Consider the following 20721-nt stretch of genomic DNA (forward strand, 5'->3'; position numbering starts at 1 on the left):
TGGGTGTTGTAAAATAATATTAATTGGCGTAGATGATTTTATCTGAATAGATAGCTTCAATTGCTTGTTTATGAATATTCTTCTTTTTATCGGTGACAATAATATCAATATCATTGATGTCACTTATTTTCATTAACCCACTTTGGCCAAATTTACTGGTATCACATAAAATAACTTTCTGTCTGCCCATCGCCAACATTTTCTTGGCAATACGCCCTTCATCTAAATTTTTTACCATCACGCCAAAATCACTGTCTATTCCGCCAACTCCGACGAAAGTGAAATCAGTATGAATATCGTTCATTTGTTCAATGGTCTGAATGCCTAAGTTAGCCTTGTAGGTATGATTATATTCACCACCTAATACATGCACGACAGCCATATTATTTTTACTTTTAATTTGATCAGCAATTAATGATGAATTAGTAAAAACAGTAAACTTCACTAATGGTAAGAATGAAGCAAAAATAAGTGTGGTGGTACAAGAGTCAATAAATAAAGTATCGTTTTCAGTCACCAACGATGCAGCATATTGACCAATTAGCATTTTTTCCTGGCGATTTAAATCCATTCGTTGGGCAAAACTGCCCTCTTGTATATTCTGAACTTTTATCGCACCGCCATGGACTTTAGTGACCTCACCGCTCTTTTCTAAATAGGAAAGATCACGGCGGATGGTTTCAGACGTCACACCCAACTCTTCAGAAAGACCAATAACCGAAACCTCACCAAGACTATCCAGCTTTTCTAAAATAAACTGTTTACGTTTGATCTGATTCATAGGAATAGCGGCCCGAAACTGTGCGATACATAGTGTCATTCTACTGAATAATCTTATGAAACAAAAGGCGATTCAATCACACCAGCCAGAGTTGATTAATGGTAAAAGCGACCCTGTGTTGGTTATTATCCTGACTTACCCTATCCACACAAGATTTGACAAAATCACTGGCATTCCCCCATTGCCACACCCACAGCAGAAAACTGAAACATACTGATATCATTCTGCTGATCGCCAATACTGACCATGGCTTGAGCACTGATATTTAAGTGCTGAGATAAATAATGCAATCCTTACCCCTTACTGATGCCATGTTTCATTATTTCATAATAATGATTGCTGGTTTTACTGAGTGAGTAACGTGCCATCAAGATCAAGTGCTAATAACTTATACATACGTTGACTCCAATAAAAAAGGGAGAATATATTATTGCTAATATACTCTCCCTCCTTGCTCACATTATACTATCAGTGGGTAATAAAGCGCGATACCACATCCTTTGCCGCGTTGCAGACAACATTATCAATGGCGGTGCCCACCACCAGAATATTTACACCGGTATCTTTAAATGCTTTGGCATTTTCCAGATTGATCCCCCCTTCTGCTAATGTTGGTACCGAAACCGCACCGACCAACGCCAGAAGCCGCTGTTTGATAGCATCAGGAATATCACCCGCACTGACACCTTCGTAGCTCATGCCAGTCATTAAACCAATCATATCAACACCCAGTGCTTCCATCGTTTTAGCCACTTGCGCAACATCAGCGGGGGTTTCAGCGGCAATACCGAAGGTATGCAAGTCACTCGGATGACCAATATAAGCATCCACCGTCAGACCATATTTATGGGCTAAATCCACCAGTTCCTTTAAATCTTCAAAACTGGACTTATGGGTATGTAAACCATCAGCCCCTGATTGAGCTATCAATAAAATATCTTGTTCTGTCACGGGTGTAGGTACAGTTTCAGTAAAGCCCCCGGCGATGCCGACGGTAATAAAAATATCGTCAGCCACCACATTACGCACCCCCCGCACGGCTTGTGCCATTTGGCCGATGGTTATCTCATGACGAATACGCTCCGCAGCATGCATATTCGTCACGCCATTATGGCCGCGAGCCAGTGCCAACGCCGGGTGATTAGGTTCCAATAATTTAACACCTGAATCGCATACTGCTTTCGCTAAGCGAGCATCATCTCCGGTTATTCCAGTACTGAGAATAGTTTGACCGCCATGTAATGAAATTGCATTTCGTACTTTATCCATAGCGACGGAACGTTTCTTACTCATATCAGCGTTGAACATATTTACCTCTACTTGATTTATATAAAACGGCTTTTTTAATTGTTAACTCTTAGCCCGAGATCCCTGGTGTTGGTGATTCGGGTACTGCTTTTTTAATTGCGACAAACTTGTTGGCTAATAGGGTGATTACACAGGTCAACACCAGTGTTACCGCCATGACTATCGCCATATAAAAAGCGTTATTCGACAAGAATGGGGAGGCGAATGCAGGTACATATGCCACGCCTTTAATATTTAATAATCCCAGCAACATGCCGCCAACGCCGGCGGAGAATATTGCACCAGCAAAGACGACTTTATTAGAAAACATGAACGGGTAAGCAGATTCGACGAACGTCCCAAAACCGAGGTTAATTAACAACCCTGGGGCAGCTACTGCGGCTTCACTTTTCTCGCGCGGAGCAATCACGTTTGCCAGATTAATACCGGCTGCCACCATCACCAGCCCGACCATATCGACCGCGCCGAGGAAGCTGACACCGGACTTTTCCATTTCCAGTAATACCAGTGGCAATATAACTGCGTGATAAACCCCACCCAGAATAGCTGGCCAAATAACCAGACCGGCCAGTAATCCGGCTAAAATCGGGCTAAAAGCCAGAGTGGCTTCGATAGCCAATTTGATATAGTCACCAGCGGCTAATGCCAATGGGCTAAGCAGGTAATACATCACTAAACCGGAGAATAAACCGGACAAACCACCCGCTACGATATTGATGGTGGTCATTGGGAATTGCCATCTCAGACAGAGCCCGAACAGGTAACGCACCATAATACCGGCGCCGATCCCTCCCAAAATACCGCCGATTAAGCCACCTTCTACCGACAGCACCCCGGCGACAACCCCCGCCACAATCGACACTTCATCTAGCTCAGAAACCTGTTTAGCCGCAATAACCGCGACAATAACCGGCAACCCCTTCAACAACAGTTCAAAAATGGCATTGAGTGATTGCAACCCTGGGATATGGCTTAGCGCCAATACAATAGCCATGGCGATAAAACCAGGCAGAGCTGGGATCATGATGCTACGGATATTGATTCTTTTTAGCAGACTCTTGTCACTGCCCGGCATGTTGGCCTCGCTACTGCCCAGCACTGGGGTATATTTTATCTGCCAGTGTTTGCATAGCGAGGCGGTAAAAGAGATAGCCCGTGTGCGGCTATTGGTTCCAGTTGTGCCAGAGGTGGCAATCACATTGGCACCTTTGGAGGTGATAATTGCCATCGAGGTGCCGCCAGTGCCCACAATAGGGATTTTCTTTTCTATCGCCGCCAAAATAGCGTCTTTATTACTGCGATCAGGGTCGGCACTCATGATAATGATGCCATCAATATCACCGGCTCGAATTTGTGCCGCAATGGCCGCATCCGATGATTTTACCGCGTCATTCACCTCGGAGAGTTTCCCCTGGAAGCTAATCCGTGGTTTATCCCCTTCTTCCGCGATTATTGAATAAACGGCGGCGGCGGTGGTCGGCTTTGCCACATCCATCGACTCTTCCGCTGCAATAAATTGCACCGCACTGACACCTAACCCAGCAGAGTGGAGTTGGGTATAGATTTCTTGTAGAAGTCTTTCGGGGTAGGCACCACCGAGATTGAACAGATTTCCCCCGCTGCTTCCGAGTATTGCTACATTTTTCATGTCGGGCCTCAAAAGATAAGAAATATTAGAAAGTGTTATTATGTTTTTAACTGCAATTCACCATCACAGAAATAATAATTCAAAGCAACATTAAACAACATAAAACCATCCATTAACCCCACTAACACAACAGTGATTAATACCAATAATTTAATTAAAAAATCATATAATCAAACCAATATTCCATTAAATTAAGATAATTAGAGATTAAAAATCACAAATTGGCATTTTGTTGTTTTATTTTGTTTTGTTGTTTTCGTGATGAAGGTCAAATTATTGCCATTGGCTATTTCTGGCGAAGAAAGAAATGTGGAGAAAATGATAGAAGATGTGCGAGAGTTAAAATTGTGAGTAGAGGGAAGTATCGCGGGTCGTTAAATAGCACAGTGCCATAACGGTTTTAGGCAAGGGTGATCAGTCGGCCCGTTCCTGCTCATATGAGCAGGCAGGAAAAGGCCGTAGGTATCATGGTGGTTAAGCGTTTATCGCTTTCTTTGAATCCAGAGCGCTATGGATGGCGGCTTCCAATTCGTTGACTTCGAATTTTGCCACATAAGCATCTGCCCCCACTTTGCGGACATGGTCTTCATTGGCACTACCCGATAATGACGAATGGATTATCACCGGAATATTTTTTAAGAACTCATCGCGTTTTATATTCAGCGTCAAGGTAAAACCATCCATCTCCGGCATTTCTAAATCGGTTAACACAAAGGCGATTTTATCCGAGATAGGTACCCCTTCGGCCCGCGCTTCATCGGCCATCTTCTTGATCTTATTCCACGCTTCCAGACCAGTGATATGCATCACGGCAGGGATATTCATCATCTTCAGACCCTGTTCAAGCATCGAACGCGCCACCTTAGAATCTTCAGCCACAATCGCGACTGAGCCTGGCTTAAGTTCAAATGCCTTGGTCTTCTCACTGTCGATTTGAACATTGCGATTAGCAGGAATAATGTCATATAGAATCTGTTCAACATCCAGCACCAGTGCCAATCGGTTGCTCGTAGGATCGTTATCCAAGCGCGCGATACTGGTAATATTGCGGCTCTTAACACCCGCGTCGGCAGCCAGTACCTGGCTCCATTCAAGGCGCACGATATCGTCAACGGATTCCACGGCAAAAGCCTGTGTACTCCGGGCGTACTCAGTCACCAGCAGAATATTTAGTCCAGTTTTTGGCACGCAACCGACGATAGACGGGAGGTCAATCACCGGAATGATTTCTCCGCGAATATTCGCAATACCCATCATCGGAGATGCCATACCCGCGGCTTTGGTCAGCGTAGGCATGGGTACAATTTCGCGCAGTTTGAACACGTTGATACCGAATAACTCGGATCTCTCTTCTTCTTGAGATACCCCCAGTCGGAACAACAAAAGTTCAAATCGGTTTGATGAGGTGAGATTTGTTCTCTCTTCAATCTCTTTTTGAAAATTATCCATACTTTCCCCAATGCAAATAATTGTTGATGTGCAATAACAAGGCGATATCAGCCATTCGGAAAATAAGGAATAACATTCTGCTCAGCGGCAACTAATGCTTCACCCTTTCATTCGGGAACAGGAAAATACAGCACGCACGGTGCCCTCTCGTCCCACGTCTGTCCATTGCCTTTTCTCATTCTCACCATGGTGGAACTTATAGTGTTATCGGCACGTGGGAGAAAATGCTTAATAATTCGACTTAAGAGAAAAACGCGGCACCGAACACTGCCTGACGTCGCCGCTGCACATCACTTAACGACCATCTGCGTCCACTGGGAAATACGATAAAAGTCGCCATGCGCTGGCCCGCAAACGGGCGCAAATGAACTTTAGTGGTCAGGCTGTCGGCCGATAGCGCCATAGCCAACGGCCAGAGGACATTCGCCGATAAAACAGCACACCACGCACTATCCAGTCGAGGAACATGCCCATCCACACGCCAATGACGCCAAATCCTAGCGTCACCCCCAGAATGTAACCGGCGATAATCCGGCAACCCCACATCCCGGCCAGTGCCACCCACATCGTGTAACTGGCATCCTTCGCCCCTTTTAGGCCGGATGGTAACACCCAAGAGGCGGCCCAAATCGGCATAAACAGTGCATTTATCCAGATGAGGTGTTTAACGACAGTAATGACGCCCGGCTCGTTGGTATACAACGAAGCCAAAAAACCTGCGCTGGGGATCGATAATAGCGCGATAAAACACACCCCAACCGTCGATAACCAGAAGATATGCTTGAGTTGGCGGATCGGTTGCAAGATCTGCCCTTTCCCTAACCGCGTGCCGATAATAATCGTCGAGGTATAGCCCAACGCGTTGCCCGGCAAGTTAATCAGCCCAACAATTGAGAATGCGATGAAATTACCGGCGATCACTTCGGTCCCCATCCCCGCCACAAAACGCTGAGTAATCAGCTTACCAATGCTAAACATCACTGATTCAACACTCGCGGGAATACCAATACTCAACACCTCAAACATAATCGCCGAGGTAAACGGCATAAAATATGCTTTGAACGGGATGCGCAGAGTGTGATTGGCACCAAAAATTAGCATTAGCACCACCACCAACGCGCCGATATAGCGAGAAAGCGTGATACCGATACCGGCACCAATAAAGCCTAAGCCCTGCCAGCTAAATAGGCCGTAAATCAATATGCTACTGATAGCAATATTGAGAATGTTCATCATAATATTGATGACCATCGGTAATCGGGTATTACCGGCTCCGCGCAGTGCACCACAACCCACCAAGGTGATGGCCATTGCGGGATAATTCCAGACGGTCAGATGCAGATAGGTCAGCGCCATCGCCTTAACGGAGGGATCGGCTTGACTGGCCATCAGATTAATAATCGTCTCACCGGTAAAATGCACCAGTAACACCAAAAATAATGAGATGAGCACCAGTAGAGAGATCGATTGACGCGCTGCCGTTTGTGCTTGTTTGCGTTTACGCTGACCAAGACTAAATGACACCACAACCGATGTTCCCAGCGCAACAGAGGCAAAAAAAGCCACAATCAACATATTGAAGCTATCCGCCAGCCCCACCGCCGCCATGGCCTCTTTACCCAACCAACTCACCAGCAGTGTGCTAAACACCCCCATCAGCAGCACACAAAGCCCTTCAATAAACAGTGGGATAGCCAGTGGCGTTATCTCACGCCAAAACAGTACCCGATAGGATTTTCGCTTTTTATACCACGCGCTTGCGTGAAAGATTTTCAACTTAACAGTCCCTGGAATCACGTCCATTTGCATACATCAACGCTTTCCACCACTATGGTGAAACATCCCGATGCGCTGATTTACAATGGTGATTACCCGCGTTAAATTTTAACGTTTTGTCCGCGGTAAAAAATCCTTGCAGATCTCATAATAGAACATGCGATAAATTTTAGTGAAACATCATTTCACCAAAGTGGTGATGAAATACTTATGCAATGAAACATACATAAATATGCAAAATGTCTTTGACTAGAATAGGGGTTTTGCGATATCAATGTAGGCATTGAAACCTTTGCCAGACAGACCTAATTCATACAGGATTTAATTGATGACAACTATTCTCAAACACCTTCCTATTAATCAGCGTGTTGGTATTGCTTTTTCTGGTGGCCTGGACACCAGCGCAGCACTGTTATGGATGCAGAAAAAGGGTGCAATTCCTTATGCATATACCGCCAATTTGGGTCAGCCTGACGAAGAAGATTACGATGCAATTCCGCGTAAGGCAATGGAGTATGGCGCAGAGAAAGCCCGTCTGGTTGATTGCCGCAAACAACTGGTTGCTGAGGGTATCGCAGCCATTCAATGTGGTGCATTCCATAACACCACCGCCGGTGTGACCTACTTTAACACCACCCCGCTGGGCCGTGCTGTCACCGGTACCATGCTGGTTGCCGCCATGAAAGAAGATGGTGTCAATATCTGGGGTGATGGTAGTACCTATAAAGGTAACGATATCGAGCGTTTCTATCGTTATGGTTTGTTGACCAATGCTGAGTTGAAAATTTACAAACCGTGGCTGGATACTGATTTCATTGATGAATTGGGCGGCCGTCATGAAATGTCCGAGTTTATGATTCAGTCCGGTTTCGACTATAAAATGTCGACGGAGAAAGCCTATTCCACTGACTCCAATATGCTTGGAGCCACGCACGAAGCCAAAGACTTGGAATTCCTTAATTCCAGCGTCAAAATCGTTAACCCGATTATGGGCGTGAAGTTCTGGGATGAAAACGTGGTAGTGAAAGCGGAAGAAGTCTCTATCCGTTTTGAACGTGGGTATCCGGTTGCTCTAAATGGCGTAGTGTTTGACGACAGTGTTGAGCTGATGATGGAAGCCAACCGTATTGGTGGCCGTCATGGTTTGGGGATGAGCGACCAAATTGAGAACCGTATTATCGAAGCCAAGAGCCGTGGCATTTATGAAGCCCCAGGGATGGCGTTGTTGCATATCGCATATGAGCGTCTGCTGACCGGTATTCATAACGAAGATACTATCGAGCAATATCATGCCAATGGCCGGGTGTTGGGCCGTCTGCTGTATCAAGGCCGTTGGTTTGATCCACAAGCATTGATGCTGCGCGATTCTGCACAACGTTGGGTTGCGAGCGAGATTACCGGAGAAGTGACACTGGAACTGCGTCGTGGCAATGACTATTCGATTCTCAATACTGTATCTGACAATCTGACCTACAAACCAGAGCGACTGACCATGGAGAAAGGGGATTCCGTATTCTCACCTGATGATCGTATCGGTCAGTTGACTATGCGTAATCTGGATATCACCGACACCCGTGAGAAGCTGTTTAACTATGTTGAAACCGGTTTATTGTCCTCTTCAGCAACCACTGGGCTGCCACAAGTTGATAATAACAACTTAGGTGCACGCGGTATTCAGAACAAGAGTAAGTAATTATTCTCTTGAACTAAAATTGACAGTGAGTAGCAATCAGACCAAATATCGGCACTAGATCGCGCTTGCATTACGTTGCTAACAAAGCCCTGCTGGAAAGGCCGCTTACCTGACCAGCACAAAAAACCGCCTACCTGGCGGTTTTTTTGTTTCTATGCCACGCCCCTCAATCAGAGCCATGAATAGTAAAAATATAATATATAATCAATTAGATAGCTGGCGTTCATTCAACTCAGTCGGTTCATGCTTATAGTGAAAAGCAAAGACAAAAACAACCGCCAGTACGACAGTATAAGCAGCAAAAGATAACCAAATACTATTCCAATCTTTTACGCCATCGACCGTAAAGTAATCAACCACATGCCCGCTGCTTATCGCGCCAACATACGCCCCAACGCCGTTTACCATCGTCATAAACAAGCCTTGTGCGCTACCTCTGATATTGTGGTCGACTTCTTTTTCGACATAAATCGCCCCTGAAATATTAAAGAAGTCAAAGGCGCAGCCATAGACCACCATGGATAACAGTAATAGAACAATGCCGCTGGCGGACGGGTCACCATAGGCAAACAAGGTGAAACGCAGAGTCCAGGCAATCATACTGATCATCATCACACGCTTAATACCAAAGCGAGATAAAAAGAAGGGAATGGTCAGAATGAAAAAGACTTCGGCAATTTGCGCCATCGATAACAAAAGCGACGGGTACTGCACCACGAGGCTATCCTGATAAAGTGGATTCTTGGCAAAATCGTGCAGGAATGGGCTGCTAAACGTATGGCTAATCTGTAATGAAGCACCCAGTAACATGGCGAATAAGAAGAAAATAGCCATCTTCTTTTGTTTAAACAAAACAAAAGCATCAAGCCCTAAAAGGTTAACCCATGAGCGATCTTTCTTAGCATTAGAGGTGGGGCAACTGGGTAATGAAAGTGCATACATAGCCAATACCAGCGCCGCACCTGAAGCAATATAGAGTTGAATATTGCTCAATTCAAAACCGGATAAACTGATAGCCCACATGGCAAAAATAAAACCCACCGTGCCAAAAACACGTACCGGCGGGAAATCTTTAATCGTATCCAGCCCGGCCTTTTCCAGACAGATATAAGAAATCGTATTCGCTAATGCAATTGTCGGCATATAAACCATCGCATTAAACAGCATCACTAAGAACATGATCTTAGGATCGGAAACATTGGCCGCAATTAGCAGCGCGACAGCACCCAATAGGTGGCAGCAGGTATAGAGAATATTGGCTTTAATCCAGCGGTCGGCAATAATACCGATAATGCTTGGCATTAAAATACAGGCAATTCCCTTCGCACCATAAACTAGCCCCACCTGCGCACCGGTAAAATGGAGGGTATTCATCATATAGGCACCCAAGGTCACCAGCCAGGCACCCCAGATAAAGAACTGGAGGAAGAACATAACTTTAAGCCGTTTTTTTATTATCATTTTTATTCTCCGTGATACAAAGGTGTCGAGGGAATATGATTTGCTTATTGAGTCTGTAGGGTACTTCCCTCTTCAGCGGTATCCCCTACTGCCTGCGAGCCGCAATGACGCCAATAGGGGACTAACCAAAAGGTTGATAGTGTATTTATCGAACGGCTGATGCTTTGCTTTTCAAAAAAGCTTCAATTAGTTTGGTGAAATTAACCGAGGCCAATTTGGCGCATTTTAAGGTTTGTTCGTGAGACAGAACCACATCAGACAAGCCTTCTGCCAGATTGGTAATTGCCGTTAACGCAATCACTTTTAAGCCGCAATGGGCCGCAGACAAAACCTCTGGCACCACCGACATCCCCACCACATCTCCCCCTATGATTTGCATCATGCGGATTTCGGCTGGCGTCTCAAAGCAAGGACCGGGATAGGAGACAAACACCCCTTCGGTCAGAGGGATATCAAGCTGTTGGGCAATCTTGGCCATCTCGGCACGCAAGCCTTTATCATAGGCATTCGCCAGGCTAAAGAAACGTGGGCCAAAACGATCATCATTAGGCCCAACCAGCGGTGTTCCTGGCATGGTGTTGATGTGATCTTTAAGCATCACCACTGAACCCGGTAATACTTCTGGCCGTAATGAGCCGGCGGCGTTAGTACAGAATAAGAACTCGCATCCCATCAGTTTAAAGGTGCGTACCGGATTGGTCATAATGCTCATGCCTTGCCCTTCATAGAAGTGACCACGGCCTTTCATACACATCACAGCGACACCAAACAGCTCACCGAGAACCAATTCACCCGCATGCCCGTGCACCGAGCTGACCGGGAAGCCGGGAATATCGGCATAACTGAGGGTGGTTTCATTGGTAATTTGTGCCACCAAATCGCCTAAGCCTGAGCCTAAAATAAACGCCGCCTGAGGCTTAAATCCGGGCTTTATTTTCTGAATATACGCGGCAGCCTGAAAGGGTAATTCACTGAAATCAGCATTACTGTTTGAATTTACTGTCGTCATAATAAAACCCCTTAATTATTTTTTATTTATCAAATAAACGGGTCATCCAATAAACCGGCTAAATAATAAATAGGTAGCGAGATAGATATTCCTCTCCATCATATGCAGGGGGTTATGACACAACCAATACTAAAATCCCGCTTATCCATACTGAAAAGGTAATGGTTCATGGTGCATTTCCACGCAATTATCGTCGATCACAAGAGGGTAATAAGTATGCACATGACAACAAAAATAGTTAAAGCACATCTGCAAATGCTGGGGTTTACCGCCCTGCTAGGAGGTTCTTTTATTGCCAGCGCCACCATCAGCAATGCCTTGCCCCCCATGGTTATCACTTGGTTAAGATATGCTATCGCCAGCTTGCTTTTTATGGTGTTACTGGTGAGTCAGAGGTTATTTAAATTACCTAAATTGCGCGATTTAGGCCGCTACACGTTAATTAGTTTGCCGCCATTACTCTATTTTGCTTGCATGATATTTTCACTACAGACCACCAGCGCATTAAATTCGAGTGCGTTATATACCACCGTGCCATTAATGAGCCTGATAATGAGCATGCTGTTACTCAAATCGAAATCGACATGGTCAGTGCTGGTGGCCTTATTAATGGGGATTTTAGGCGCGTTGCTTATTATTTTTAAGGGCGATTTATCTCAGCTTTTACATCTGTCGCTTATGCCGTCTGATTATTTATTCCTGTTCGGCTGCTTAGGAATGGCGCTTAATCCCATCGTAGTAAAGAAGTTACATCGTGGCGAACTGGCGTTGGTTCTCACTGGCTGGAGTTTGATCTGTGCCACGCTATTGTTAACCGCAGTCGTCGCCTATCAACTGCCAGAAATCGAATGGCGAAATATTAGCGTTATAACCTGGAGTGGGGTTTTCTATCTTGCAACCTTTGCCACCGCGTTAAGTTTCTTCCTGTTTCAAAAAGCTTGCATTGTGCTCTCTCCGGCCAAAGTATCAGGTTATGTATATCTGATACCGCTGTCGGTTATTGCGACCAATGTGGTGCTAGGACAGGCAATAAATTGGCAGGAGATCGCCGCTGGGGTCACTTTAGTGGTTATTGCGATGGTCATGTTGGTTAAAGCTAAGTGACAGCGGCATTAAAATAACGCAAGCAACCGCTCCAGCGGCCGCGTCATGCTACCGGGATGATAAACGGCAAACAGATCAGCGGAGAGATTGTCTATCAGCGGGATGAATTTAATATTAGGCCATGGGATTTCCTGCATGCTTTCAGGAACCAGAGCGATGCCAAGATTGCTGTTTACAAAAGCCAGTTGGGTCTGTGGTTCATCAAATTGATAAATAGTCAGCGGCTTACAACCTGCGGCGAGGCAACTATTATATAAATTTTTGGAGTAGCCAGAGTTAGCAAAAGTGAGGAATATCAGGTTCTGGCCGGAGAGTTCTTTCAAAGTGAGCATTTTTTTATCTGCCAGCGCGCTCTCATTAGACACCGCAACCGCAACCCGCTGCTTCTCAACGCACTGATAGACCAGCGCCGGGCTTTGCTCTAGGGAAGCACAACGCCAGAAGCCGATATCAAGCTTCTTACTTAATAGCGCTTCATACTGTTTGCTGGGCGGAAACTCATGCAAAGACCACGTGGTGTTAGGGTTAAGCGTTTTAAAAAGTTTGAATTTCTCTAATAATTGGTGCCAAAGCGCCGAACCAATAATGCCTATATTGAGGTGGCTTTGCTCATGGCGGGCAATATAAGACACACGGCTTAATGAGTTTTCTATATTCTCAAAGACTTCTTTCATCTCAGCCTGCATCATCTCACCCGCCAGAGTTAATACCACATTACGGCTGTCCCGGATAAATAAAGGGAAACCCAAAGCATCTTCCAACTCTTTAATTTGCAGGCTTAACGGTGGTTGCGAGATATGAAGGCGTTCAGCGGCTTTTCCAAAGTGCAGTTCTTCTGATACGGCTAAGAAATAGCGGATCATTTTCAAATTGATACGACCGGAAAAAAGAAGCTTCTGCATGCCACTATCCAATTATGTTAATGCGTAACCTAACTTATTTTTTGATAATAACACTATCTGATTATTGAACGACTAAAAACCACCCGAACAATTCAAAACCATTCGAGTTGCAGGTAGATGTAGCCAATCCCCTGCAACTTCAAGGATAAAGGGAACACCCCCTGTAATTTCAAGGACGAAGGCCCCCCAAAGTCATTGGGATTACAAGTAGGCAGCAAGAGAATGAACCCCGATGAGCTTACTCATGTAAGTGATTCGGGTGACAAATCGGTCAGGAACCGATTTGAACGCCGCTTGCGGCGGCCTCAACGAGACGAGGCCCAAGGATGGGCCGAGTAATGAACGTAGCTAACACCCCCTGTAATTTCAAGGACTAAGGCCCCCAAAGTCATTGTGATTACAGGTAGGCAGCAAGAGAATGAACCCCGATGAGCTTACTCATGTAAGTGATTCGGGTGAATGAACGTAGCTAACGCCCCTGTAATTTCAAGGACGAAGGGGGGGTGGGTAATTCAATATTACTTTCAGCCAACAACCCCATATTATTATACATGGCACAGGCTGCATCCACTAAATGCATGGCAATTGCGGCGCCACTGCCCTCACCTAGCCGCATGCCCATTTGCAAGTATGGCTCGAGTTGCAGATGGCTTAGCGCAATGACTGCACCTTTTTCTGCTGATAGATGAGAGGGGATCAAATAGTCACGGACTCCCGGTGCGATACGGCAAGCCGCTAACGCAGAAGCATATGAGAGGAAACCATCCAACACCACTGGTAACCCCGCCGCCGCCGCACCAAGCATCACGCCGGTCATACCTACCAAATCAAAACCACCCACTTTCGCCAACACATCAATACCATCATTGGCATCTGGATGATTGGTTTCGATAGCACGGCGCACTACCGCCACTTTATGATGTAACTGCGCGCTAGGAAAATTCGCCCCAATCCCTACCACCAATTCAGGATCGCTGTCAGTAAACACGCTGACCATCGCCGCTGCTGGCGTAGTATTCGCCATACCCAACTCACCAACGCCAAACACTTTCACGCCTTCAGCCGCCTGCCGTAATGTCAGCAGTGCACTGGCACAAAGTAAATCCTCTGCCTGCTGGCGAGTCATTGCCGCTTCACGGGCGATATTGCCACTGCCACGCGCCACTTTCATATCCACCACACCGGGTAGTGTCTCGCTATCAATACCCACATCGACAATTTTTACTTCAACACCGGCATTAGCCGCTAGCACGCAAACACCTGTTACCCCCTTCACCATGTTTAACGCCTGAACCAGCGTGACCACTCGAGGTGAAATAGCCACGCCTTCATCGTAGACGCCATGATCTGCTGCCATCACAATAATTTGTTTGCGCTCAACCTGATGCCCGTATAACCCCCGCATTCCAGCCAGTTGAACCGCCAGTTGTTCCAGGCGACCTAAGCTACCTGGTGGTTTCAGTAAACCATCCAACCGCACCTGTGCTCGGGCCATCGCCTTGCTATCCAGCGGCGCAATCGTGCGCAGAATCGATGAAAGTGTTTGCATGTACTTAACCTCGTATTGCAGGCTGCCAAACAGCCCGACTGTTAAACGCACGCAGCGTGACAAATCCATCGTGGATCTCTAATACGCTGTATGCCCCCTGATCAAAATGAAAATGCCACATAGCCGCCGCTGGCATGGCCAGCAAACGAGCCAACATCAGGCTTAATACCCCCTGATGAGCAACCAGTAGCCGATTGTTATCACTACTTTGTGGTGAAGTACCCGACGCTAACAGCAGTGGCTGGATAACTTTTTCAACCCGGGCAGAGAACTGAGGGAATGACTCTCCTCCGGTGGGACTTGCCTGTTGCCAATCGGCCACCCATTGTGCCCATGCATCCGGGTCTTCCCGCTGTAAATCATGATGATGGCGCATTTCCCAGTCACCAAAATTCATTTCATTTAGTTGCCCGTCGCTATCGGCACTCACCCGGTGCCCGGCGAGTATGATGTCAGCGGTATGGCGGGCGCGCAGCAACTGGCTGCTGACGCCCTGACTAAAATCCACATCCGCTAACCAATCGGCCACCCATCCGGCCTGCTCCACGCCCTGTGGCGTTAGCGCCAAATCAGTCAGGCCGCAAAAAACGCCACGCAAATTGGCCTCGGTTTGCCCGTGGCGTACCAGAAAAAGTCGCATAGAATGACTCAATATTGAGATTATTCAGGAAATAACGCTGTTATTGCAAAGCAGCTACAACAGCGCCAGCAAAAACACCAACTCACCTATTTCGGCAGCCGCGCCCAACGTATCACCGGTTTGACCGCCTAAACGGCTACGCAGATAGATTGCCAACAACAGCACTACCGCCATGGTAATCACCAGTGCCAACAGCGCAGTCCCTTTCCCCAGTAACAGGGTAAGTATTGCGCCACCCACTAATGTGACGGCAGTTTGCCGGCCGGTAACTTTACCGATGTAAATATTGCCCAAGCCATTGCCTGCGCGGGCATAACGCTGGCGGTACATCAACAACACAATCACCGTACGCCCCGCCACTGAAGCTGCCATTAGTATTGCCAGCATCGGTACATCGCGCAGTGCCAGCTCACTCACCACCAGCACTTTCGCCACCACGATAAAAATCAAGGCTAAACCACCGTTAGTCCCAAGGCGGCTATCACGCATGATCTCCAACATCTGCTCGCGTTTACGAGCGGAAAACACGCCATCGCAGGTATCTGCCAAACCATCAAGGTGGAAAGCGCCAGTGACCAGCGCCAGTGCCAGCACATAACCCAGTGCCGCTAACGGAATGCCACACCAAGGTACCAGTAGGGTAAAGACCAGCGCGCCGATGATACCGACAATCAGCCCGATCAGTGGGAAACCGATAATGCCGCGTTCGTACTGATCCATCGCCAACCCTTGCGTCCAGCGCTCTGGCACCGGAATCCGGGTCATAAACTGCAAGGTGGCGAGAAATAGACGCAGGCTCATTTAATTTTTACCTCAATCCCGGAAACCACCAGAAACACTTGGTCAGCGGCAGCAGCCAGGCGCTGATTGACCCGACCGGCGATATCGCGAAAATGTCGCGCTAAACGATTTTCAGGCACAATGCCCATCCCCAGTTCATTCGTCACCAAATAAATCGGTGCTGAACTTCGGGCACAGGCGGCCAGCAGATCGGTAATTTGTTGCTGAATCCCCACTTCAAGTAACGTGAAATCCATCTGCTCCGGCGGCGTATCACCGGCCTGTTCAAACAGCAGATTAGTGATAAGGGTGGTAATACACTCCAACATCACCGCTTCGCCGGGTTCCACTTGCTGATCCAACAATGCTCCCAGATCCCGATAACCTTCCCAGGTACGCCAGTGTGCCGGGCGACTGGCGCGATGTAACTCAACCCGCGCGGCCATTTCCACATCTGTTACCACTGAGGTGGCAATGTAAAACACCCGCTCAGCCGCCTGTGCCGCCAACCGTTCAGCCAGCGAACTTTTGCCGCTGCGCGCACCTCCGGTAATCAAAATCACTGCGCGCTCTCCTGTCGATGTGTTTTCATTATTTTATAAATACTTTCAATATCAATATTTTGTCGCATATGTGCTGCCAGAATATCAAACTGTTGCTGCTTATGTTCGGCGTAATTCACCGTCACACCGTCAAACGCCGCCAGCCCTTTACGTTGGCGCAAATTGTCCAGCAGTGGGCGAGTGAAGTTGTGGCTGTCAAACAGGCCATGAATATAGCTGCCCAGCACACTGCCATCGGCGTTCACCGCCCCTTCCAACCATTGCTCCACTTGCCCGTTACGCAATGTCAATTGTGCGAAAGGCTTGGCGGCCGTTCCAAGCAGGGATGCACCCATATGAATTTCATAGCCTTCCAGTTGCTGCTCGCCGCAGCTTTCCAGCATCCCCGGCAGGCCCATCAGACAATAGCCACTGACCCGCGTGGTCACTTTGTCCTGTGCAAACTGCGTTTCCACATCCAGCAAACCAAGGCCCGCCATCTGTTCCAGGCCAGACTCCACACCATCAATAATACGTTTTCCCAACATCTGATAACCGCCACAGATACCCAGCACCGGTACCTGATGTTGATGTTGTGCCAATAACGCGGCGGCCAGCCCACTGTGATGCAACCACTGTAAATCGCCCAAGGTATTTTTGCTGCCAGGCAGAATAATCAGATCCGGTTGCCCCAAGGCTGAAGGCTGCGAAACATAGCGCAGGCGCACATCTGGCTGAGCCGCCAACGCATTAAAATCGGTAAAGTTAGCAATGTGTGGCAAGTGAATGACAGCGATATCCAGCGCTTTTTCCACCGCATCCTGATATTTGCCATTTTGTAATGCCACACCATCTTCATCTTCCAAATCAATATCTAGCCACGGCATTACCCCTAATACCGGCACATCCGTCAGCGCTTCAATCTGTTCCAACCCAGGTTTAAGCAGCGCAATGTCACCCCGAAACTTATTGATTATCACCCCTTTGACCCGCGCTTTTTCATGCGGATGCAATAGGGCCAAGGTGCCATAAATAGCCGCAAACACCCCACCGCGATCGATATCAGCCACCAATATCACCGGTGCATCGGCCATTGCCGCCATCCCCATATTGACGATATCGCGGTCACGCAGGTTAATTTCTGCCGGGCTACCCGCCCCTTCCAGCACCATGACGTCATATTCACGGGCTAAACTGTGGTAAACCTCGCTGATTTGTTGCTGCAATTGCGGCTTATATTGATGGTATTCCACCGCATCCATATTGCAGGCAACTTTGCCCATCAGTACCACCTGCGCCTTACGGTCACTGGTGGGTTTGAGTAGTACCGGATTCATGCGCACATCAGGGGTGATGCCTGCGGCTTCTGCCTGAAAAATCTGTGCCCGCCCCATCTCCTCACCCTGTGGCGTAATACCTGAGTTGAGCGCCATATTCTGCGATTTAAACGGAGCACAACGATAGCCATCCTGCATAAAAATACGGCATAGCCCAGCCACCAATACGCTCTTACCTACATCAGATGCGGTACCTTGCACCATCACCGATAAACTCATTACGCCTCCTCGGTTTCACGCTGACGCATCAACGCGAAAAGTTGTTCTTCCGTTTTGCATAACGGTAACCCTAGCTCGCAGTGCATTTTGACCAACCATGGCTGGATAAGCCCGGCAGCGCGCAGTTTATCCTGTTGCAGAAACACCTCGGTCGTTTCACCGGCCATCATTAAGCGACCATGAGATAAGACATACAGATAGTCACAAACCTTGTAGACCAAATCGATATCATGGCTGGAGAGAATAACCCGTTTCCCTTCTGCCACAATGCGTTCAATGATGGTAATCATGTGTTGACGCCCGGCCGGATCCAGCCCTGCGGTCGGCTCATCGAGTAACAGATACTCTGCTTCCATCACCAGTGCACCGGCAATTGCCACCCGCTTTTTCTGACCGTGACTAAGGTGCTGAATAGATTTATGGCGAAAACCCTGCGCATCAACCAGTGTCAGCGCCCGATCCACTCGCGCGGCGATCACCGTTTCCTCCACGCCGAGATTACGCAGGCTGAACGCGATATCACTGTCGATATCGGTATAAAAAATCTGCTGTTCCGGGTCTTGGAATACCGTTGTCACCCGTTGGCGTAGCTCTCGCAGGCTGGCCTTTTTATAACTCAGCGGCTCTCCTTGCCACAGCACAGTCCCGTGTTGGGGTTGCAAAATACCGGTCAGATTCATAAATAAGGTGGATTTGCCACAGCCATTGGCGCCCAAGACACCAGTGACCGCGTGCTGACTGAAATCCAGCGTCAGATCGTGCAATACCTGCTCATCCTGATAGCTGAAACCTAACTGTCTGGTGGCTAACATCAAATCCTGCCTTACAGGTGGAAATCACCCTGATAAAGTTTCATATCCAGCGAGATAACCATCTGTTGATAGCGAATCATCACGCGGGTAAATAGCATACTCACCAACATAGCCAGCGAATGGTAGCCAGTACGCAATGAGATATAACCAAACCGTAGGGACTGCGCATGATGGATAGCAGCAGCCTCTTCAGCCAAAATAAAAATAAAACGCCAGGTCAGCAAAATTTGCTCAGTCAGCAAACGGGGGGCATGGCAGCGTTTAAGTATCTGAATAAGCTGTGGGAATGGCGTATTCAGCACAAACCAGAAAGTCGCGGCCAATGCAGCCAGGCTACGCCACAAGGTCTGATTGGCAGTGGTTAGACCGACTTTATCGATACCGAACCACCAATTACCGATTTGTATACTCCACCACATACTCTCCGGTTGACGAGAAAGGGATAACACAATGGTCACCAGCCCCACCAACAGGAATGACAGCGGAATAGCCAGCCAGCGCAGATAACGGCGCGGGCCAACGCGTAACAAGTAGCAGGTCAGCGCGGCGATAAATATCAGCAATAACGCCTGATAGAGCGGCGGGCTGAGCATCGCCAGCAACAGGAAAACGCCATACAGCACCAGTTTCCCTATTGGGTCAACCTGCCGCCAGCGGCTTTGATAACTTAGTTTATCAATCCCCAGCATGCTCACCGCGTTTCCCCCGGTAGTAACCCAAGATATAGAAAATCACCGCTGCGCCAATGGAACCTTGCAGCGTGAACAACAGACTCTCAATTTCACCACTGGCAGGTTCATATAATGGCTGGAACCAGGGCTCATAGTGCGGTGCCGTTTGCTGGATCAGCGCTTCAGCCTCTCCATCCGAGCCACCGTATTCGCCGCCGTGATTAATAAAAAACGGCATAATAACCAGTGCAATCACCATTGCCAGCAGGATCAGGGTCTTTTTCATGTTAGTGGCTCTCCGCGTGAATTAAGCGCCGTTTGGTCAATTGGTCGTAAATCATGACCGTCAATAACCCTTCAGCAATCGCAATCGGGATCTGGGTAATACAGAACACCCCCATAAACTTGATAACTGAACCGCTGATACCAAATTGTGGATCGGGGAACGCCAAGCCAAGTTGTACTGAGGTGACAAAATAAGTGGTTAAATCCGCTAACATGGCACAGAGGAAAACCCCAACATCGCGGCGTAATCCCGCTTTACAGGCCAATTTCCACACCAAATAACCCACTACCGGCCCGATCACCGCCATCGACATACCGTTAGCACCGAGCGTTGTCAGCCCGCCGTGTGCCAGCAATAGCGCCTGGAACAGCAGTACAATCGCCCCCAGCACCGCCACCACCACCGGCCCAAACAAGATGACTGCCAGCCCTACCCCTGTAGGGTGTGAGCAACTGCCGGTCACCGACGGAATTTTCAGTGCTGAGAGCACGAAAATAAACGCGCCACACAGCGCCAATAACACTTTCTGATTGCTGTCTTCAGCCACAATCTGCTTTAAGCGCACCAATCCCATAAATAGGCATGGCAGAAACAGCACCCACCAAGCCAGCGCCCACATCGGCGGCAAAAAACCTTCCATAATGTGCATGGCAAAAACGTCATTCGGTGCCAGCGTGAGCAAGATTGCCATTGCCACTCCGCTATAAGACAGTTTCTTTAACTCTTTTTCCATTTCCATTAGTTGCTCCAATCA

General features: G+C 47.8%; 20 protein-coding genes and 1 pseudogene. 2 read left to right on the forward strand and 19 right to left on the reverse strand.

Annotated features, from left to right (window positions below):
• Nucleotides 1-19: 19 nt before the first annotated feature.
• The 7 genes and pseudogenes from V1953_RS13390 to V1953_RS13420 all read right to left on the reverse strand — a co-directional run bounded on the left by V1953_RS13390 (nucleotide 20) and on the right by V1953_RS13420 (nucleotide 6962).
• Nucleotides 20-781: a DeoR/GlpR family DNA-binding transcription regulator gene (locus V1953_RS13390; RefSeq protein WP_083163745.1), complete on the reverse strand. Its 762-nt coding sequence runs from the start codon at nucleotides 779-781 to the stop codon at nucleotides 20-22.
• Nucleotides 782-857: 76 nt separating this feature from the next.
• Nucleotides 858-1143, reverse strand: a pseudogene (locus V1953_RS13395) (HAD hydrolase family protein); the annotation flags it as partial.
• 106 nt (nucleotides 1144-1249) lie between these two features.
• Complete coding sequence (locus V1953_RS13400) at nucleotides 1250-2089, reverse strand: histidine biosynthesis protein (RefSeq protein ID WP_372558512.1); 840 nt, start codon at nucleotides 2087-2089, stop codon at nucleotides 1250-1252.
• Nucleotides 2090-2138: 49 nt separating this feature from the next.
• Complete coding sequence (locus V1953_RS13405) at nucleotides 2139-3737, reverse strand: PTS sugar transporter (protein ID WP_083159248.1); 1599 nt, start codon at nucleotides 3735-3737, stop codon at nucleotides 2139-2141.
• A 474-nt stretch (nucleotides 3738-4211) separates the two neighbouring features.
• Nucleotides 4212-5186, reverse strand: a complete 975-nt coding sequence (locus V1953_RS13410; RefSeq protein ID WP_442847946.1) for a chemotaxis protein — start codon at nucleotides 5184-5186, stop codon at nucleotides 4212-4214.
• A gap of 241 nt (nucleotides 5187-5427) precedes the next feature.
• A complete protein-coding gene (locus V1953_RS13415) occupies nucleotides 5428-5589 on the reverse strand; it encodes a hypothetical protein (RefSeq protein ID WP_442851037.1) in 162 nt (53 codons plus the stop codon).
• On the reverse strand, nucleotides 5565-6962 hold the full coding sequence (locus tag V1953_RS13420) for an EmmdR/YeeO family multidrug/toxin efflux MATE transporter (RefSeq protein WP_083163747.1): 1398 nt from the start codon (nucleotides 6960-6962) through the stop codon (nucleotides 5565-5567). The genes V1953_RS13415 and V1953_RS13420 overlap by 25 nt, the downstream gene beginning before the upstream one ends.
• Nucleotides 6963-7290: 328 nt before the next feature.
• Between V1953_RS13420 and argG the strand changes: the two genes are divergently transcribed.
• Nucleotides 7291-8655, forward strand: a complete 1365-nt coding sequence (argG, locus tag V1953_RS13425; RefSeq protein WP_083159250.1) for an argininosuccinate synthase — start codon at nucleotides 7291-7293, stop codon at nucleotides 8653-8655.
• Nucleotides 8656-8859: 204 nt separating this feature from the next.
• On the opposite strand, the gene V1953_RS13430 is transcribed toward argG, so the two are convergent.
• Together V1953_RS13430 and xapA are read right to left on the reverse strand one after the other, a co-directional pair.
• The gene (locus tag V1953_RS13430; RefSeq protein ID WP_083159251.1) at nucleotides 8860-10116 is read right to left on the reverse strand and encodes a nucleoside permease; all 1257 of its coding nucleotides are present in this window, start codon (nucleotides 10114-10116) and stop codon (nucleotides 8860-8862) included.
• Between the two features lie 145 nt (nucleotides 10117-10261).
• Nucleotides 10262-11125 carry a xanthosine phosphorylase gene (xapA, locus tag V1953_RS13435; RefSeq protein WP_083159252.1) on the reverse strand — a complete coding sequence of 288 codons (864 nt, stop codon included), beginning with the start codon at nucleotides 11123-11125 and terminating at the stop codon, nucleotides 10262-10264.
• Nucleotides 11126-11380: 255 nt separating this feature from the next.
• Here xapA and V1953_RS13440 point away from each other — a divergent pair, with 255 nt between their 5' ends.
• Complete coding sequence (locus tag V1953_RS13440) at nucleotides 11381-12229, forward strand: DMT family transporter (RefSeq protein WP_372569871.1); 849 nt, start codon at nucleotides 11381-11383, stop codon at nucleotides 12227-12229.
• Nucleotides 12230-12237: 8 nt separating this feature from the next.
• On the opposite strand, the gene V1953_RS13445 is transcribed toward V1953_RS13440, so the two are convergent.
• From V1953_RS13445 to cbiM, 10 genes are all read right to left on the reverse strand, one after another.
• Nucleotides 12238-13131 carry a LysR family transcriptional regulator gene (locus V1953_RS13445; RefSeq protein WP_442848811.1) on the reverse strand — a complete coding sequence of 298 codons (894 nt, stop codon included), beginning with the start codon at nucleotides 13129-13131 and terminating at the stop codon, nucleotides 12238-12240.
• Nucleotides 13132-13600: 469 nt separating this feature from the next.
• Complete coding sequence (gene cobT, locus V1953_RS13450) at nucleotides 13601-14680, reverse strand: nicotinate-nucleotide--dimethylbenzimidazole phosphoribosyltransferase (protein WP_442851038.1); 1080 nt, start codon at nucleotides 14678-14680, stop codon at nucleotides 13601-13603.
• 4 nt (nucleotides 14681-14684) lie between these two features.
• Nucleotides 14685-15320: an adenosylcobalamin/alpha-ribazole phosphatase gene (locus tag V1953_RS13455; protein WP_083159255.1), complete on the reverse strand. Its 636-nt coding sequence runs from the start codon at nucleotides 15318-15320 to the stop codon at nucleotides 14685-14687.
• 54 nt (nucleotides 15321-15374) lie between these two features.
• On the reverse strand, nucleotides 15375-16121 hold the full coding sequence (gene cobS / locus V1953_RS13460; protein ID WP_083159256.1) for an adenosylcobinamide-GDP ribazoletransferase: 747 nt from the start codon (nucleotides 16119-16121) through the stop codon (nucleotides 15375-15377).
• On the reverse strand, nucleotides 16118-16663 hold the full coding sequence (gene cobU, locus V1953_RS13465) for a bifunctional adenosylcobinamide kinase/adenosylcobinamide-phosphate guanylyltransferase (RefSeq protein WP_442851039.1): 546 nt from the start codon (nucleotides 16661-16663) through the stop codon (nucleotides 16118-16120). Before cobU ends, cobS begins: the two co-directional genes overlap by 4 nt.
• Nucleotides 16660-18198, reverse strand: a complete 1539-nt coding sequence (locus V1953_RS13470; protein WP_442851040.1) for a cobyric acid synthase — start codon at nucleotides 18196-18198, stop codon at nucleotides 16660-16662. The genes cobU and V1953_RS13470 overlap by 4 nt, the downstream gene beginning before the upstream one ends.
• Nucleotides 18198-19010, reverse strand: a complete 813-nt coding sequence (locus V1953_RS13475; RefSeq protein WP_442851041.1) for an ATP-binding cassette domain-containing protein — start codon at nucleotides 19008-19010, stop codon at nucleotides 18198-18200. The genes V1953_RS13470 and V1953_RS13475 overlap by 1 nt, the downstream gene beginning before the upstream one ends.
• A gap of 11 nt (nucleotides 19011-19021) precedes the next feature.
• A complete protein-coding gene (locus V1953_RS13480; RefSeq protein WP_032906397.1) occupies nucleotides 19022-19699 on the reverse strand; it encodes an energy-coupling factor ABC transporter transmembrane protein in 678 nt (225 codons plus the stop codon).
• On the reverse strand, nucleotides 19686-19967 hold the full coding sequence (locus V1953_RS13485; RefSeq protein WP_005185363.1) for an energy-coupling factor ABC transporter substrate-binding protein: 282 nt from the start codon (nucleotides 19965-19967) through the stop codon (nucleotides 19686-19688). Before V1953_RS13485 ends, V1953_RS13480 begins: the two co-directional genes overlap by 14 nt.
• Nucleotide 19968: 1 nt before the next feature.
• Entirely contained in the window at nucleotides 19969-20706 is a 738-nt protein-coding gene (gene cbiM / locus V1953_RS13490) for a cobalt ECF transporter S component CbiM (RefSeq protein ID WP_005185360.1), read from the reverse strand.
• Nucleotides 20707-20721: the final 15 nt, after the last annotated feature.

Origin of the sequence: Yersinia sp. 2541 StPb PI (assembly GCF_052217145.1) — a bacterium.
Classification (GTDB): domain Bacteria; phylum Pseudomonadota; class Gammaproteobacteria; order Enterobacterales; family Enterobacteriaceae; genus Yersinia; species Yersinia enterocolitica_E.

Bases quoted from the DNA above. Each gene is read 5' to 3' on its own strand.
- V1953_RS13390 (WP_083163745.1), bottom strand. From the start codon at position 781: ATGAATCAGATCAAACGTAAACAGTTTATTTTAGAAAAGCTGGATAGT.
- V1953_RS13400 (WP_372558512.1), bottom strand. From the start codon at position 2,089: ATGTTCAACGCTGATATGAGTAAGAAACGTTCCGTCGCTATGGATAAA.
- V1953_RS13405 (WP_083159248.1), bottom strand. From the start codon at position 3,737: ATGAAAAATGTAGCAATACTCGGAAGCAGCGGGGGAAATCTGTTCAAT.
- V1953_RS13410 (WP_442847946.1), bottom strand. From the start codon at position 5,186: ATGGATAATTTTCAAAAAGAGATTGAAGAGAGAACAAATCTCACCTCA.
- V1953_RS13415 (WP_442851037.1), bottom strand. From the start codon at position 5,589: ATGGCGCTATCGGCCGACAGCCTGACCACTAAAGTTCATTTGCGCCCG.
- argG (WP_083159250.1), top strand. From the start codon at position 7,291: ATGACAACTATTCTCAAACACCTTCCTATTAATCAGCGTGTTGGTATT.
- V1953_RS13430 (WP_083159251.1), bottom strand. From the start codon at position 10,116: ATGATAATAAAAAAACGGCTTAAAGTTATGTTCTTCCTCCAGTTCTTT.
- xapA (WP_083159252.1), bottom strand. From the start codon at position 11,125: ATGACGACAGTAAATTCAAACAGTAATGCTGATTTCAGTGAATTACCC.
- V1953_RS13440 (WP_372569871.1), top strand. From the start codon at position 11,381: ATGCTGGGGTTTACCGCCCTGCTAGGAGGTTCTTTTATTGCCAGCGCC.
- V1953_RS13445 (WP_442848811.1), bottom strand. From the start codon at position 13,131: ATGCAGAAGCTTCTTTTTTCCGGTCGTATCAATTTGAAAATGATCCGC.
- cobT (WP_442851038.1), bottom strand. From the start codon at position 14,680: ATGCAAACACTTTCATCGATTCTGCGCACGATTGCGCCGCTGGATAGC.
- V1953_RS13455 (WP_083159255.1), bottom strand. From the start codon at position 15,320: ATGCGACTTTTTCTGGTACGCCACGGGCAAACCGAGGCCAATTTGCGT.
- cobS (WP_083159256.1), bottom strand. From the start codon at position 16,121: ATGAGCCTGCGTCTATTTCTCGCCACCTTGCAGTTTATGACCCGGATT.
- V1953_RS13470 (WP_442851040.1), bottom strand. From the start codon at position 18,198: ATGAGTTTATCGGTGATGGTGCAAGGTACCGCATCTGATGTAGGTAAG.
- V1953_RS13475 (WP_442851041.1), bottom strand. From the start codon at position 19,010: ATGTTAGCCACCAGACAGTTAGGTTTCAGCTATCAGGATGAGCAGGTA.
- V1953_RS13480 (WP_032906397.1), bottom strand. From the start codon at position 19,699: ATGCTGGGGATTGATAAACTAAGTTATCAAAGCCGCTGGCGGCAGGTT.
- V1953_RS13485 (WP_005185363.1), bottom strand. From the start codon at position 19,967: ATGAAAAAGACCCTGATCCTGCTGGCAATGGTGATTGCACTGGTTATT.
- cbiM (WP_005185360.1), bottom strand. From the start codon at position 20,706: ATGGAAATGGAAAAAGAGTTAAAGAAACTGTCTTATAGCGGAGTGGCA.